The 14,483-nt window shown below is 67.6% G+C and carries 12 protein-coding genes and 2 tRNA genes; 12 read left to right on the forward strand and 2 right to left on the reverse strand.

The genetic code is table 11. The features are described from left to right. Positions 1-4 precede the first annotated feature (4 nt). The 5 genes from AC5P67_RS03985 (at position 5) to AC5P67_RS04005 (ending at position 3,665) form a co-directional block, all read left to right on the forward strand. Entirely contained in the window at positions 5-622 is a 618-nt protein-coding gene (locus AC5P67_RS03985) for a DsbE family thiol:disulfide interchange protein (RefSeq protein ID WP_005410345.1), read from the forward strand. Between the two features lie 4 nt (positions 623-626). Then, a complete protein-coding gene (locus tag AC5P67_RS03990; protein WP_005413991.1) occupies positions 627-1,076 on the forward strand; it encodes a cytochrome c-type biogenesis protein in 450 nt (149 codons plus the stop codon). Further along, positions 1,070-2,059, forward strand: coding sequence for a tetratricopeptide repeat protein (locus AC5P67_RS03995; protein ID WP_049459788.1), 990 nt, complete (start codon positions 1,070-1,072; stop codon positions 2,057-2,059). Before AC5P67_RS03990 ends, AC5P67_RS03995 begins: the two co-directional genes overlap by 7 nt. 148 nt (positions 2,060-2,207) lie before the next feature. After that, positions 2,208-3,320: a homoserine O-acetyltransferase MetX gene (gene metX / locus AC5P67_RS04000; protein WP_043035339.1), complete on the forward strand. Its 1,113-nt coding sequence runs from the start codon at positions 2,208-2,210 to the stop codon at positions 3,318-3,320. Next, entirely contained in the window at positions 3,321-3,665 is a 345-nt protein-coding gene (locus tag AC5P67_RS04005) for a DUF1294 domain-containing protein (RefSeq protein WP_043035340.1), read from the forward strand. Positions 3,666-3,757: 92 nt separating this feature from the next. Here AC5P67_RS04005 and cydC read toward each other — a convergent pair whose 3' ends face one another. Beyond that, positions 3,758-5,431, reverse strand: coding sequence for a thiol reductant ABC exporter subunit CydC (gene cydC, locus AC5P67_RS04010; protein ID WP_043035341.1), 1,674 nt, complete (start codon positions 5,429-5,431; stop codon positions 3,758-3,760). Further along, positions 5,428-7,173: a thiol reductant ABC exporter subunit CydD gene (gene cydD / locus AC5P67_RS04015; protein WP_049397940.1), complete on the reverse strand. Its 1,746-nt coding sequence runs from the start codon at positions 7,171-7,173 to the stop codon at positions 5,428-5,430. The genes cydC and cydD overlap by 4 nt, the downstream gene beginning before the upstream one ends. 228 nt (positions 7,174-7,401) lie before the next feature. On the opposite strand from cydD, the gene AC5P67_RS04020 reads away from it, so the two are divergent. The 7 genes from AC5P67_RS04020 (at position 7,402) to pgaA (ending at position 14,483) form a co-directional block, all read left to right on the forward strand. Beyond that, the gene (locus tag AC5P67_RS04020; RefSeq protein WP_005410352.1) at positions 7,402-8,991 is read left to right on the forward strand and encodes a cytochrome ubiquinol oxidase subunit I; all 1,590 of its coding nucleotides are present in this window, start codon (positions 7,402-7,404) and stop codon (positions 8,989-8,991) included. A 15-nt stretch (positions 8,992-9,006) separates the two neighbouring features. Next, positions 9,007-10,158 (forward strand): cytochrome d ubiquinol oxidase subunit II, encoded by a 1,152-nt coding sequence (gene cydB / locus AC5P67_RS04025; RefSeq protein ID WP_099484813.1) that lies wholly within the window; start codon positions 9,007-9,009, stop codon positions 10,156-10,158. 58 nt (positions 10,159-10,216) lie between these two features. Beyond that, the gene (cydX, locus tag AC5P67_RS04030) at positions 10,217-10,333 is read left to right on the forward strand and encodes a cytochrome bd-I oxidase subunit CydX (protein ID WP_005410354.1); all 117 of its coding nucleotides are present in this window, start codon (positions 10,217-10,219) and stop codon (positions 10,331-10,333) included. A gap of 55 nt (positions 10,334-10,388) precedes the next feature. Beyond that, a tRNA-Pro gene (locus AC5P67_RS04035) sits at positions 10,389-10,465 on the forward strand. Between the two features lie 140 nt (positions 10,466-10,605). Further along, positions 10,606-10,682 (forward strand) — tRNA-Pro (locus tag AC5P67_RS04040). A 223-nt stretch (positions 10,683-10,905) separates the two neighbouring features. After that, positions 10,906-12,111 carry a CynX/NimT family MFS transporter gene (locus AC5P67_RS04045; RefSeq protein WP_005413997.1) on the forward strand — a complete coding sequence of 402 codons (1,206 nt, stop codon included), beginning with the start codon at positions 10,906-10,908 and terminating at the stop codon, positions 12,109-12,111. A gap of 344 nt (positions 12,112-12,455) precedes the next feature. Beyond that, on the forward strand, positions 12,456-14,483 hold the full coding sequence (gene pgaA / locus AC5P67_RS04050) for a poly-beta-1,6 N-acetyl-D-glucosamine export porin PgaA (protein WP_099484814.1): 2,028 nt from the start codon (positions 12,456-12,458) through the stop codon (positions 14,481-14,483).

Raw genomic sequence — 14,483 nt, forward strand, 5'->3', positions numbered from 1 at the left:
TTCCATGTCCGAGTCCCCCGCCCCGCGCCCCTCCCGCCCGCTGCCGCCGGTAGCCATCGTGATCGGCGTGCTGTTTTTCTTCGGCCTGCTCGGGCTGATGATCTACGGGGTTATGAAATCGGGTGATCCGCAGCGCGACGTGCTGCCATCGGCGCTGATCGACAAGCCGGCGCCAGCGTTCGCGCTGCCGGTGCTGCACGACCCGGAAATGATCGTGCACAGCGACGAACTGCGTGGCGCGCCGTACCTGTTGAACGTGTGGGGCAGCTGGTGCGCGGCCTGCCGCGAGGAACACCCGGTGCTGACCCGTTTCGCCGAGAGCAAGCGCGTGCGCGTGATCGGCTACAACTGGAAGGATGAACCGACCGATGCCCTGCATTGGCTGGAACAGCTGGGCAACCCGTTCATGGTCGTGCTCAGCGACGTGGAAGGCCGCACCGCGATCGACTGGGGCGTGACCGCCGCACCGGAAACCTTCCTTGTCGACGGCAGCGGCATCGTGCGCTGGAAGTACAGCGGTGCGATGACCCAGCGCGTGGTCGACGAGAAGCTGATCCCGGCGCTGGAGAAGATCGAGAAGGCCCAGGGCAATGCCGGCAGCACGTTGCACACGGCGCCCTGAGCCCATGCGCTGGCTGCTGGCGCTGCTGCTCCTGATGCTGCCGCTGGCCGCGCTGGCACAGCAGCCGCTGCATGATCCGCAGCCGCTGCAGTTCCGCGATGGCGCCGAAGAACGCCGCTTCCACGACCTGGCCGCGCAGCTGCGCTGCGTGCAGTGCCAGAACCAGTCGCTGGCCGATTCCAACGCGCAGATCGCGCAGGACCTGCGCCGCGAGGTGCTGCAGCTGATGCAGCAGGGCCACGACGACGCGCAGATCAAGCAGTTCCTGGTCGCGCGCTACGGTGAGTTCGTGCTCTATCAGCCACCGTTGCAGCCGGGCACCTGGCTGCTGTGGGGCGGTCCCCTGCTGATGCTCGGTGCGGGTGCTCTGGTGGTGCTGGGCATCGTCCGCCGCCGTGGCCGTACGGTTGGCGCCGCAGCGGCCGGCAAGGCCGATGAAGGAGACGGATGGTGAGCCATTGGCTGCCGATGCTGGCCGGTCTGGTTGCTGCGTTGATGGCAGCGCTGGTGCTGTGGCCGCTGCGCCACTCTGGCCGCCGCGGTTTCGTGGTCGGCGTGTTCGCACTGGGCGTGGCCGGTGCCTGCCTGTATCTGCTGGTCGGTGATCCGCGTGCAGCACAGGTGCAACCGACGCCTTCGGTAGCCACCCTGCGCGATGGCGTGCAGGCCCTGCAGGATGCACTGAAGCGTGACCCACAGCGGGCCGATGGCTGGGCGCTGCTGGGCCGGTCGCAAGCCGAACTGGGCAATGCCGCAGCCGCGGCGGACGCGTTCGCGCGGGCCGCCACTCTCGCCCCGGAAGACCCCGGCGTGCTGGTGGAGGCGGCGCAGGCACGTGCGCAGGCCGATGCCGGCAAGCAGTTCGATGACACGGCGATGGCCTGGCTGCAGCAGGCGCGTGCGCTGGCGCCCGATGCCGAGCGTGCCAGCTGGCTGCTGGGTATCGCCCTGCGCCAGCGCGGAAAGAATGCCGAGGCCGCAGATGTGTGGAGCGGCCTGCTGCCACGGCTTGAGCCCGGCGCCGCGCAGGCGCTGCAGGCGCAGATCGCCATCGCCCGTGAAGCCGCCGGTCAGCCGTCCGATGCAGCCGTTGCGGCGCCACCGGCGCTGTTGCAGGTGCGCGTGCAGTTGCCTGCGTTGAAGGGCACCGAGTGGCCGGCCAGCACCCAGGTATTCGTGCTGGCCCGCGCCGTGGGTGGACCGCCGATGCCGGTGGCCGCACGCAAGCTGCCCTTGGCCGGATTCCCGGCCACGGTCGGGCTGGGTGACGCTGACAGCCCGATGCCAACCGCACCGCTGTCGGCCCATCGCGAAGTGGAAGTGCTGGCACGCATCTCGCGCACCGGCAGCGCCAACCGCAGCGAAGATGACCTGCAGAGCGTGCCGGTGAAGGTGAGCCTGCCCCACGACGGTGTTGTGGAGCTGCGCTTCCCGTAACGCGCCGCGGTAGTGCCGGCCGCTGGCCGGCAACCTCATGAATCGTGATGCGCCTGCGAGGTTGCCGGCCAGCGGCCGGCACTACCTGCATCGCCGATGGAAACCAGCGTGTCGCCAGCTCCACATGCGGCCCCGCTAGAATGCCTGCATGACCGAATTCATCCCGCCCGGCACCCGCTTCCACGCCCTGCCCTCGCCCTTCCCGTTCAAGCGCGGCGGCGCCCTGCACGGCGCGCGCGTCGCCTATGAGACCTGGGGAACACTGGCGGCCGACGCCAGCAACGCGATCCTGATCGTGACCGGCCTCTCGCCGGATGCACATGCGGCAGCCAACGACGCCAACCCGGCAGCGGGCTGGTGGGAAGGCATGGTCGGACCCGGCAAGGCGATCGATACCGACCGCTGGTTCGTGGTCTGCGTGAACTCGCTGGGCAGCTGCAAGGGCTCGACCGGTCCGGCCTCGCTCAACCCGGCCACCGGCCAACCGTATCGTCTCGACTTCCCCGAGCTGTCGATCGAAGACGGCGCGCGCGCCGCGATCGAAGTCGTGCGCGCCCTGGGCATCGAACAGCTGGCCTGCGTGGTCGGCAATTCGATGGGCGGCATGACCGCGCTGGCCGTGCTGATGCTTCACCCGGGCATCGCGCGCAGCCACGTCAACATTTCCGGCAGTGCGCAGGCGCTGCCGTTCTCCATCGCGATCCGCTCGCTGCAGCGCGAAGCGATCCGCCTTGATCCACGCTGGAATGGTGGCCACTACGACGACGACGCGTATCCCGAGTCCGGCATGCGCATGGCGCGCAAGCTGGGCGTGATCACCTACCGCTCGGCACTGGAATGGGATGGCCGCTTCGGCCGCGTGCGGCTGGATTCGGACCAGACCGACGACGATCCGTTCGGTCTGGAATTCCAGGTGGAAAGCTACCTGGAAGGCCACGCACGGCGCTTCGTGCGTTTCTTCGACCCCAACTGCTATCTGTACCTGAGCCGCTCGATGGACTGGTTCGACCTGGCCGAGTATGCCGATGGCGATGTGCTGGCCGGGCTGGCGAAGATCCGGGTGGAGAAGGCGCTGGCCATCGGCGCCAACACCGACATCCTGTTCCCGGTGCAGCAGCAGCAACAGGTCGCCGATGGCCTGCGTGCCGGAGGCGCTGACGCCCATTTCATCGGATTGGAGTCACCGCAGGGTCACGACGCCTTCCTGGTCGATTTCGAGCGTTTCGGCCCCGCCGTGCGCGGCTTCCTCGACGCGCTGTAAGTGGCGTGGCGGCGTAACCTCGCGTTGGCCGCGTTCGGCGCGTTGATCGCGCTGATGGTCAGCGGTGTGCTGCCGCTGTGGCTGGGCGGCTGGTGCATGCTGACCAGCGCGGTGTCGTTCGCGCTGTACGGCCAGGACAAGCGCGCGGCGCAGCGAAAGCAATGGCGCATTCCCGAACGCACCCTGCAACTGCTGGCCTTTGCCGGTGGCTGGCCGGGCGCGCTGCTGGGCCAGGCGCTGTTCCGACACAAGCACCGCAAGGCCGCATTCCAGTGGGTGTTCTGGTTGTGCGTGCTGGCCAACGTGGCCTCGATCGCGGTGATGCTGCGCGAGTTCTCGCGGTAACCGTTCGAATGGGTAATGCCGGCCGCTGGCCGGCAATTCCGTGTCCGTATCAGGCGCCATGAGGTTGCCGGCCAGCGGCCGGCACTACCGGTTCACGCTTCGCGGACCAGAGCCCCGTCGCGCAACCGGTACTGCGCATCGACCACGCCTTCGGGCAGGTCGTCGTGGGTGATCATCAACAGGCTGCGCCCGTCCAGCAAACCGGAAAGGTCCTGCAACAGCGCGCGTGCGGTATCCACGTCGAGGCCTTCGGTCGGTTCGTCCAGCAGCAGGATCGGCGCATTGCGCAGCAGTGCACGGGCCAACGCCAACCGCCGCGCCTGCCCGGCCGACATCGTCGCGCCGTTCTCGCCCACCCAGGCCTGCAGGCCGCCGTTGCGCTCGGCCCATTCGCCCAGGCGCACGCGGCGCAGCACCGCCCACAAGGCGGCGTCGCTGGCATCGGGATCACCCAACCGCAGGTTCTCGGCCACGCTGCCGGCAAACACCGGCGCGTTCTGCGGCAGCCACGCCAGTTGCCGGTGCCATTCGGCCTGGGCGAAATCACGCAGGTCGCGGCCACCGTAGGTCAGCCGTCCCTGCTGCGGATCCCACAGCCGCAGCAGCAGGCTCGACAGCGTGGTCTTGCCACTGCCGCTGTCGCCGCGAATCGCGATGCGTTCGCCTGGCGCCAGGGTCAGCTGCAGGCCGGACAACACCGGCCGCGCGCCGCCTGGCCACTGGAAATGCACGTCATCCCAATGCACGCGCGCAGCCGGCGGCACCACCTGTGGCGCCTGCGGATCGTCCACCGTCGGCGGTTGCTCGACGATCGCCTGCAGGCGATCGGCGGCAATGCGCCCGGACTGCAGCGACTGCCAGGCCAGGCCCATGCCGGCCCACAGCTCGACCAACGCCACGGTGAGGAACACCAAACCTGCGGCCATTTCCGGTGCGATGCGCTGCTGCTCGGCCGCGTGCAGGGCCAACGCCAGCATCGCCACCAGGCCCAGCCCCGCCACCAGGCCGTGCAGGGTCGAGGCCGCGATCAGGCGCCAGCGGCGGCGGCGGTCACGCGAGGCCAGCTGCTTGGCTGCCACGCGCACCTTCAGCTGCCACGCTGCATCGGCATGCAGCGCGGCCAGGTCACCCGCACCTTCCAACCCTTCAAAGGCCGCGGTGCGCAATGCGGCACGGTGCGCGGCACGGTCGGCCTCTTCGTCGTCATGGCCACGCACGCCCAGCCACGGCACGCCGAAGGCGATCAGCAGCGCCAGCACCGCCAGCAGCACCGCAGCCGACGGCAGGATCAGTGCTGCCGAAACGATCGCGACCAGCGACAATCCGCCCAACGCCAGCAGCGGCCCGATCGCACGCACCAGCAGGCCGTCCACTTCACCGATGTCGCCGAGCAGGCGCGCCAGAAGGTCGCCGGTGCGCGTAGCCCCCAACCGTGCGGGTGCCAGCGGCAACGCGCGGCGGAAGAACCACACGCGCAGGTCGCGGGCGATGCGCAGCGTGGCGTCGTGGCCGACCAGCTTCTCGAAATAGCGCGACACGATGCGCGCCATCGTCAGCCCGCGTATGCCCGCGGACGGTGAGAAGAAGTTGAAGCCTTGGCCGAGGCCGGCCGCACCAGCCAACGCGGCGGCGGTGAGAAAGCCACCGGACAGGCCGAGCAATGCGGTGCCGGCCAGCATGGTGGTCCACAGCAGCAGCACGGTCAGCAGCAGGCGCGGCCGATGGCGCAGAAACACCGCGCGCAGCGAATCAGGCGAACGGCTCATGCGCGCACCGCCTGTGCCGGTTCGACCAGGCGCCCTTCCGGCAGCAGCAGGCAGCGGTCGGCCCAGGCGATCACCGCCGGGCTGTGGGTGGCGACCACCACACTGCGACCCCGCGCATAGGCAGCCAGGCTGCGCAGCAGTGCGGCCTCGGTATCGGCGTCGAGAAACGCGGTGGGTTCGTCCAGCAACAGGACCTGCGGGTCGCGCAGCAACAACCGGGCCAGGCCGATACGACGGGCTTCGCCGCCGGACAGGCCGAAGCCACGTTCGCCGATCACCGTGTCCAGGCCCTGTGGCAGGCGCTGTGCGAACTGCAGCACCTGCGCGGCCTCGGCCACCGCGCGCAGCCGCGCATCGCTGGCACCGGGATCAGCCAGCCGCAGGTTGTCGGCGATGCTGCCGTGGAACAGGTAGGGGCGCTGGCTGGCATAAGCCACCTGCACGCCAGGCCGCAGCTGCAGCTTGCCGGCGCGCGGCGGCAGCCAGCCGGCCAGCGCTTCCAGCAGGGTGCTTTTACCGGAGCCGCTGGGACCAACCAGGGCCAGGCGCTGGCCCGGCTCCAGCCGCAGGTCCAGATCCTGCAGCACATCCTGCGGCGCGCCCAGCGGGCGCAGCACCAGCCCTTGTGCCTGCAGCGGCGGCAACGCGGCCTCGGCCGGCTCCACCGCCAGCGGTGCAACCTCGTTCTCGACCAGGCCCTGCTCATCGGGCAGCGACTGCAGCAGGCGCTCCACTTCGGCGGCGGCGGCCAGTGCATTGGCGCGATCATGGTAGTGCGCGGCCAGCCGTCGCAGCGGCGCATAGAATTCCGGTGCCAGCAGCAGGCAGAACAGCCCCGCACCCAGCGTCGGCACCGCTGCATGCAGCGACATCATGCCCAGATAGCTCAGGCCCAGGTACAGCGCCACCATCGCCACGCTCACCGAGGCGAAGAATTCCAGCACCGTGGACGACAGGAAGGCAATCCGCAGCACCTTCAGCGTGCGCACGCGCACGCCTTCAGCGGCGGCCTCGATACCCTCCAGCTCGGCGTCACCGCGGCCATACAGGCGTAGCAGGCCCAGGCCCTTGATCCGGTCGGCGAAATGGCCGCTCATGCGTGCCAGCTCACCCAGCTGCGCACGGCCGGCCGCTTCGGCGCCCCAGCCCACCAGCATCATGAAGAACGGCACCAGTGGCGCGGTGAACAGCAGGATCAGCGCCACCACCCAGTCCACCCAGGCCACCGCGGCCAGGATCAGCAGCGGCACCACCACCACTTCAGTGCGCACCGGCAGGAAGCCGCTGTAATAGCTCTCGATCGCATCACCGTGATGCAGCATCAGTTCGCCCAGTTCGCCGGTGCGGCGCTGCCGCAGCCACAGTGGGCCGTGGCCCAGCAGGCGTGCGAACACGCGTTCGCGCAATGCCAGGCGTGCGGCGTCGGCCACGTCACCGGCGGCGGCCTGGGTGGCGCTGCCCAGCAGGGTGCGCAGCACCAGGATCACCGCCAATCCCGCCAGCACCGGCAGGCCAGAGGCCAGCGGCACGCGCTCCACCAGCACCTGCTGCACCAGCCAGGCGATGGCGGCAGCCTGGCCGATCAACAGTGCGCCGGACAGGCTGATGCACAGCGCGGCCAGGCGCTGGCGGCCCCGGGCGGAGCGTGCCAGGTCGGCCAGCCAGGCCGTGCGCACACGCCGCTGGCGGGCGGTTTCAGCTTCCGGGGACAGGCCATCAGGGGTCGTTTCGGCAGCGCTCAAGAGGTCTTCACGGGCAACGGGGGAGACACGGCATTGTAGGCGCAGGCAATAGCCCGCCCCTGCGGCCGGCGGTCGCAGTCTTCATCAGGTTGGCATACGATCAACCGGGGCACCTGTTCATACATTGATCTGGATCAAGGCTGTTTGAAGTAGTCGGTCACATCATTCACGTCGTAGACCACCCTTCCCGCCACCTGCAACGGCACTATCCAACGAGGTAGCCAGGCCATGATTGATCAGACAGTCGTAGAACTGTCGCGGCTGCAATTCGCGCTGACCGCGATGTACCACTTCCTATTCGTACCGCTCACCCTCGGCCTGTCCTTCATGGTGGCCATCATGGAGAGCGTGTATGTGATGACCGGCAAGGAGATCTGGCGCAGGATGACCCTGTTCTGGGGCGTCCTGTTCGGCATCAACTTCGCCATGGGCGTTGCCACCGGCATCGTCATGGAATTCCAGTTCGGCATGAACTGGTCCTACTACAGCCACTACGTGGGTGACATCTTCGGTGCGCCACTGGCCATCGAAGGCCTGATGGCGTTCTTCCTGGAAGCGACCTTCGTCGGCCTGTTCTTCTTCGGCTGGAACCGCCTGAGCAAGGTCAAGCACCTGATGGTGACCTGGCTGATGGCGCTGGGGACCAACCTGTCGGCGATCTGGATCCTGGTGGCCAATGGCTGGATGCAGAACCCGACCGGTGCGGTGTTCAACCCGGAAACCATGCGCATGGAAGTGGTCGACTTCATGGCGGTGGTGTTCAACCCGGTGGCGCAGGCCAAGTTCGTGCACACCGTCAGCGCCGGCTACGTGACCGGTGCGGTGTTCGTGATGGCGATCAGCGCGCTGTTCCTGCTGCGCAACAAGCACAAGGACCTGGCCCGTCGTTCGTTTGCGGTGGCCGCGGCGTTCGGCCTGCTGTCATCGCTGTCGGTGGTCGTGCTGGGTGACGAGAGCGGTTACGCCGCCAGCGAACACCAGAAGATGAAGCTGGCCGCGATCGAAGCGATGTGGGAGACCGAGCGTGCGCCGGCCGACTTCACCGCCTTCGGCATCCCGAACCAGGAGACCCACCAGAACGACTACGCGGTGAAGATCCCCTACCTGATGGGCCTGATCGCCACCCGCTCGTTGAACCAGCCGATTCCCGGCATCCTGGAACTGGTCGAGCGCGCCGAACACCGCGTGCGTGGCGGCCAGCTGGCCTACGGTGCATTGGAACGCCTGCGCGCCAACAAGAACGACGTTGAAGCGCGCGAGATGTTCGACCGTCACTGGCAGGACCTGGGCCACGGCCTGCTGCTCAAGCGCTATCGTGATGACATCCTCAACGCCACCCCGCAGGAAATCTCGCAGGCGGCGATGGACACGGTGCCGCGCGTGATGCCGTTGTTCTGGACCTTCCGCGTGATGGCCGGCCTCGGCTTCTACCTCATCGCTTTCTTCGCCCTGGCCTTCTACTACTCCTGCCGCAACAATTTCCAGGACAAGCGCTGGTTCCTCAAGCTGGCCCTGTGGACGCTGCCGGCACCGTGGATCGCGATCGAGTGCGGCTGGTTCGTGGCCGAGTATGGTCGCCAGCCGTGGGCGGTCGATGGCGTGCTGCCGACCTTCTATGCAGCATCGGGGCTGGCCCTGCATGAAATCGTGCTGACCCTGGCCGGCTTCACTGCCATCTACACCGCGCTGATCGTGGTCGAGATCAAGCTGATGCTCAAGGCGATCCGCAAGGGTCCGGACGAGGTGCTGCCGTCACTGCAGTCGCCCCAGCCGCATGCTTCCCACAATGCCTCGGCGCCGGCCGCCGGCCAGGCCTGAGGCAGGAGAACCAAGATGGATTTCATTCTTCTGGACTACACCACGCTGCGCGTGATCTGGTGGCTGCTGCTCGGCATCCTGCTGATCGGTTTCGCCGTGATGGATGGTTTCGACCTGGGCGTGGGCACCCTGCTGCCCTTCGTCGCCCGCAACGACGCTGAGCGCCGGCTGGTGATCAATACCATCGGTCCGGTATGGGAAGGCAACCAGGTGTGGCTGATCCTGGGCGGCGGCGCGATCTTCGCCGCATGGCCGCCGCTCTACGCGGTCAGCTTCTCCGGGTTCTACCTGGCGATGTTCGTGATCCTGTTCGCGCTGATCCTGCGACCGGTCGGCTTCAAGTTCCGCAGCAAGATGCCCAGCGAGCGCTGGCGCAACACCTGGGACTGGGCGCTGTTCATCGGTGGCTTCATCCCGGCGCTGATCATGGGCGTGGCGGTGGGCAACGTGGTGCTGGGCGTGCCGTTCCACTTCGATGACAGCATGCGCATCTTCTACACCGGCTCGTTCTTCGGCCTGCTGATGCCCTTCGCGCTGCTGGCCGGCCTGCTCAGCGTGTCGATGCTGGTCGCCCACGGTGCCGCCATGCTGGTGCTGAAGACCGACGGCCCGGTGGCCGAACGTGCGGCCCGTTTCGGCAGCATCGCCGCGATCATCGCCTTCGTGCTGTTCGCGGTGGGCGGTGCCTGGGTGGCCTTCGGCCTGCCGGGTTACCAGGTCACCTCGCAGGTGGTCACCGACGGCGCCACCAATCCGCTGCTGAAGACCGCCGAACTCGGCGCCGCCGGTGGCTGGATGCGCAACTACAGCGCCATGCCGGCCACGATCCTGGCGCCGCTGCTGGGCCTGGCCGGCCTGCTGGCCAGTGCGGTACTGCTGCGGGCCCGTCGCGGCGGCCTGGCCTTCATCGCCTCCGGGGCAGCCATCGCCGGCATCATCCTGACCGTCGGCTTTGCGATCTTCCCGTTCCTGCTGCCGTCCTCGAGCCAGCCCACCTCCAGCCTGACCGTGTGGGACGCCTCGTCCAGCCACCTGACCCTGTGGATCATGCTGCTGGCCACGGCGGTGTTCCTGCCGATCATCCTCGCCTACACCACCTGGGTGTACCGCGTGCTGAAGGGCAAGACCACCACCGAAGAGATGGGCAACAACCCGAACGCGTATTGATTGCTTGCACGTGTGCCGACCAACGGTCGGCACCTACCCGGAATGAAGGAGACTGATCATGTGGTATTTCGCCTGGATTCTCGGTGCCGGCCTCGCCTCGACGGTGGCCATCCTCAACGGCATGTGGTTCGAAGCCCGCGAGCAGAACCGCATCGAGAAGGAAAATCGTCGCTGAGCTGTAAAAAAGCCTTGCCGCCTTGGCCTTCACACGGTATCTTAGGCGGCTCCTTCGGGGTGTAGCTCAGTCTGGTAGAGCGCTACGTTCGGGACGTAGAGGTCGCAGGTTCGAATCCTGTCTCCCCGACCACTCACGTGGTCGCATTGAAGCCTGGTGAAGTCGTCCAGGCTTTTTTGTTCCCTGAAGTGGCACTGCTTCGGCAGTGTGAAGAAAACAGCATTCACCCCTTGCCGCCATCGGGGTGAATCGCTAGAATAGGCGGCTCCCTTCGGGGTGTAGCTCAGTCTGGTAGAGCGCTACGTTCGGGACGTAGAGGCCGCAGGTTCGAATCCTGTCTCCCCGACCACTTCGGTGGTCACCAAGAAGCCTGGAAGACATCACTGTCCTCCGGGTTTTTTTGTATCAGGGCACCTGGCCGCCCGCATGACGGGACCTTGCCGGAGCCCGCACGTACAATGGCCGCGCTGCCGGCCCGCCAGCAGCCCCCACCCCCACCTGCCGCTTCGGCGTAGACCGATGCCGGCGCTGCATGCCATTGCACCGGCGTGCGACACCTGCAAGGACCACCGATGAGTTCCTCCACTTCCGATTCGCCGTCGCTGCTGCACGGTCGTGTCCTCGCGTTTGCCGCGATCCTGCTGGCAGCGGTCAACCTGCGCACTGCGGTCACCTCGATCACCCCGCTGCTGGACGTGCTCGGCCAGCAGTTCGGCTTCGGCACCACCATGACCGGCGTGCTGGGCATGCTGCCGACCGCATCGTTCGCGCTGTTCGGCGTGGCCACGCCGGCGCTGGCGCGGCGCCTGGGCCTGGAGCGCACCACGCTGCTGGCGATGGTGATGGCGATGGCCGGCCTGCTGCTGCGTTCCAGCGCCGGCAACGTCGGTACGCTGCTGTTGGGTTCGGTGCTGGCACTGGCCGGCATGGGCATCGGCAACGTGGTGGTGCCGCCGCTGGTGAAGCGCTATTTCGCCAACAAGGTCGGCACCATGAGCACGCTCTACATCAGCGTGCTGCAGCTGGGCACCATGCTGCCCGCATTGCTCGCGGTGCCGATGGCCAACGCCGCTGGCTGGCGCGTGTCGCTGGGCATGTGGGCACTGCTGGCACTGGCCGCAGCATTGCCGTGGCTGGTTCTGGCCAGGCGCGCACCGAAGCCGCAGGCAGATGCCACCGACCCGGCCGCACAGCCGCATGGGAAAGTCTGGCGCACCTCACTGGGCTGGAGCATGACGCTGATGTTCGGCATGACTTCGCTGATGACCTATTCGATGTTCACCTGGCTGCCACGCATCGTGGTCGAGGCCGGCGGCACACCGGCCTTTGGTGGCGTGATGGTGGCGGTGTTCTCGGCGCTCGGGCTGCTGCCGTCGCTGGTCATTCCATCCATGGCAGTTCGCATGCAGAACCCGTTCCCGCTGGTGCTGATCGGCTTCTTCTCGTTCGTGATCGCCTTCACCGGCCTGCTGCTGGCACCGATGAAGGCCCCCCTGCTGTGGGCGTGCCTGCTCGGCGTCGGTCCATCCACCTTCCCGCTGGCGCTGACCCTGATCAACCTGCGCACGCGCACCCCCACCGGCTCGGCGGCACTGTCCGGCTTCATGCAGGGCGTGGGTTACAGCTTCAGCTGTCTGGGGCCGTTCCTGGTCGGCTGGCTGCATACGGTCAGCAACGGCTGGACGCTCCCGTTCAGCTTCCTGTTCGGCTGCGCCACCCTGATGCTGTGCGCCTCCTGGGTGGCCTGCAAGCCGCGCAAGCTGGAAGACCTCTGGTAAGCCGCGCAGGGCCTCGCAACCGGCCCTACCTACCGCTCGTCAGCCCGTCTGCGCATTTTGACACCGGGCTGACAATTCCGGGCGGATAGTGCCCACGAATGCCCATCCTTGCCGCGTGCCGGCATCGGGCATGGGGGCGGCAGCGCCGCCCAGGCCGCCATTCGGTGTGCGGGGGACTCTCGTTTCAGACAAGACATTGCAGGTCGCTGTCCGGGTTTGTATCCGTCCTTGCTGGACGGGAATGCACGAAGGGAGTGACGCGGGCCACGGCCACGCCAAAAGCTGGCATGTGATGTGCGTCACATTTCTCAGGTTGTCTGGTTCGGAAGCCAAGGGGGTCCCCAATGGTTGTCCACCGCCGGCTGGCGCTCTGCGTCGGCCTTGCCTGTACCGCCCTGGCCTGGGCCAGCAGCGCTGCCCCGCCTGACCGCGAGGCGGCCCTGGCCGAGATCGGCCGCTACCGCGACCAGGCCCGCTGGCTGGATGCCCTCGGCGCGATCGAGCGCGCCAGCCAAGAGCAACCCAACGACGACCTGCTGTTCAAGCTGCGCGTACTGACCCTGGGCGACATCGGCAACGCCTGGCGCGCTTGGGAGCTGTACCAGCAGCGCCCGCAGCTGTTCGACGCTGCACAGAAGCAACGCATCGAAGGCGACTACCTGGCCAAGCTGGTGGTCTGGAGCCTGGCCTACAGCAGCAGCGAAGACAGCCGCCTGGAAGAAGCCGAATCGACCCTGGCGCGCATGCAGCGCTACCTGGGCAGCGAAGGCACCCCGCCCGCGCAGGCGCCGCTTCGCGTCCGCATGGACCGGCTGATCCTGCTCAACCGGCTGGGCCGCCATGCGCAGGTGCGCGAGGAAGCCCGCGCACTGCAGGCCGAAGGCCATGCCCTGCCCGACTATGTGCTGCCTGCGGTCGGCGATTCGCTGATGGGCACCCTGCATCCGGAAGAAGCCATACCGGTGCTGCAGGCGGCAGTGGCCGGCGACCCGGCACGCGATGCCTCGCATTCGGAACTGGCCTATGCCTACCTGGAGAGCGAGCAGCAGGAAAAGGCGATCGACCTGCTGCAGGCCTGGCGTGACAAGGAGCCGGCGTGGCGCTGGAGCAACGGCAAGTCACCGTACGCGAACTGGTCACGTTACGAGGCCGACCTGAATCTGGCGATGGTACGCGCCTACAGCGGCGACCTGCGCACCGCACAGCACGACCTGGAATCGATGGTCGACATCGCACCGGGCAACGGCGGCCTGCAGAGCGCGCTGGGCAGCGTGTACATGATGCGCGGATGGCCACGCATGGCACTGCAGCGCCAGCAGATGGCACATGCGCTGGACCCTCGCGACATCGAGCCGCGGCTGGGCATGGAGGAGGCCTACGTCGCCCTGCAGCGCGATGACCTGGCAAGGCCACTGCACGACGATCTTGTCGCACGCTACCCGACCCAACCCGCCGTCGAACGCATGGACCAGGCCTGGCGCGCGCATCGCGGTTGGCAGCTGAAGGCATGGACCGACATTGGTCGCAGCTCCGGCGGTGGCGGCACCTCGCCGCTGGGCAACAACGACCGTCACTACGGCATGGAAGTGCAGACACCGGTGCTCGACGACCGCTGGCGGTTGTTCGCCTTCGCCGACAGGCGCTCGGTCGACTTCCAGGACCAGCGCATCGACCCGCTGTGGCTGGGCGCGGGCGTACGCTACCGCTTTGGCCAGCTGGATGCGGAAGCGGCGGTACTGCGCGCCAACGACCACATTGGCGATACCGGCCTGCGCATCGGCGTGGGTTGGCAGTTCAACGATTACTGGCATGCCGGGCTGGTGGCCGCACGCAATGACCCGGAAGCCTCGATGCAGGCGCGCGTGGCGGGCATCACCGCTGACAGCGTGAGCGCGCAGGTCGACTACCGGCGCAGCGAGCTGACCCACTGGATGTTCGGCGCCAGCCGCTTCCGCTACGACGACGGCAACCACCGCGAGCTGTTCAGCACCAGCATCGAACAGCGCCTGCTGACCCGCCCGCGCTGGTTGATCGACGGCCTGGCCAGTGCCTACACCAGCCGGGGCAGCCGCGACGACGCGCCCTACTTCAACCCGAAGCGCGACCGCATGGTCGAGATCGGGCTGCGCATCGACCAGCAGCTGTGGCGGCACTACGAGCGCCACTTCCGGCACCGCCTGACGGTCTCGCTGGGTGACTACTGGCAGGATGGCTTCGGCAGCGCTCTGGTCCCTTCGGTGTCCTACATGCACGAATGGCAGCTGGGCCAGGGCCGCGTGTTCGAGTACGGCGTGCGCTGGTCGCGGCCGGTCTACGACGGCCACCGCGAGCGTCATATCGGCTTCGAAGCCGCACTGCGCTGGGGAGAGTGA

The sequence above is a fragment of the Stenotrophomonas sp. YJH_SMC_21 genome, from assembly GCF_059369555.1.

What these genes read in the sequence shown, in the direction of transcription:
- AC5P67_RS03990 (WP_005413991.1), top strand. Translation starts at nt 627, where the DNA reads ATGCGCTGGCTGCTGGCGCTGCTGCTCCTGATGCTGCCGCTGGCCGCG.
- AC5P67_RS03985 (WP_005410345.1), top strand. Translation starts at nt 5, where the DNA reads ATGTCCGAGTCCCCCGCCCCGCGCCCCTCCCGCCCGCTGCCGCCGGTA.
- pgaA (WP_099484814.1), top strand. Translation starts at nt 12,456, where the DNA reads ATGGTTGTCCACCGCCGGCTGGCGCTCTGCGTCGGCCTTGCCTGTACC.
- AC5P67_RS04045 (WP_005413997.1), top strand. Translation starts at nt 10,906, where the DNA reads ATGAGTTCCTCCACTTCCGATTCGCCGTCGCTGCTGCACGGTCGTGTC.
- cydB (WP_099484813.1), top strand. Translation starts at nt 9,007, where the DNA reads ATGGATTTCATTCTTCTGGACTACACCACGCTGCGCGTGATCTGGTGG.
- metX (WP_043035339.1), top strand. Translation starts at nt 2,208, where the DNA reads ATGACCGAATTCATCCCGCCCGGCACCCGCTTCCACGCCCTGCCCTCG.
- AC5P67_RS03995 (WP_049459788.1), top strand. Translation starts at nt 1,070, where the DNA reads ATGGTGAGCCATTGGCTGCCGATGCTGGCCGGTCTGGTTGCTGCGTTG.
- cydC (WP_043035341.1), bottom strand. Translation starts at nt 5,431, where the DNA reads ATGAGCCGTTCGCCTGATTCGCTGCGCGCGGTGTTTCTGCGCCATCGG.
- cydX (WP_005410354.1), top strand. Translation starts at nt 10,217, where the DNA reads ATGTGGTATTTCGCCTGGATTCTCGGTGCCGGCCTCGCCTCGACGGTG.
- AC5P67_RS04020 (WP_005410352.1), top strand. Translation starts at nt 7,402, where the DNA reads ATGATTGATCAGACAGTCGTAGAACTGTCGCGGCTGCAATTCGCGCTG.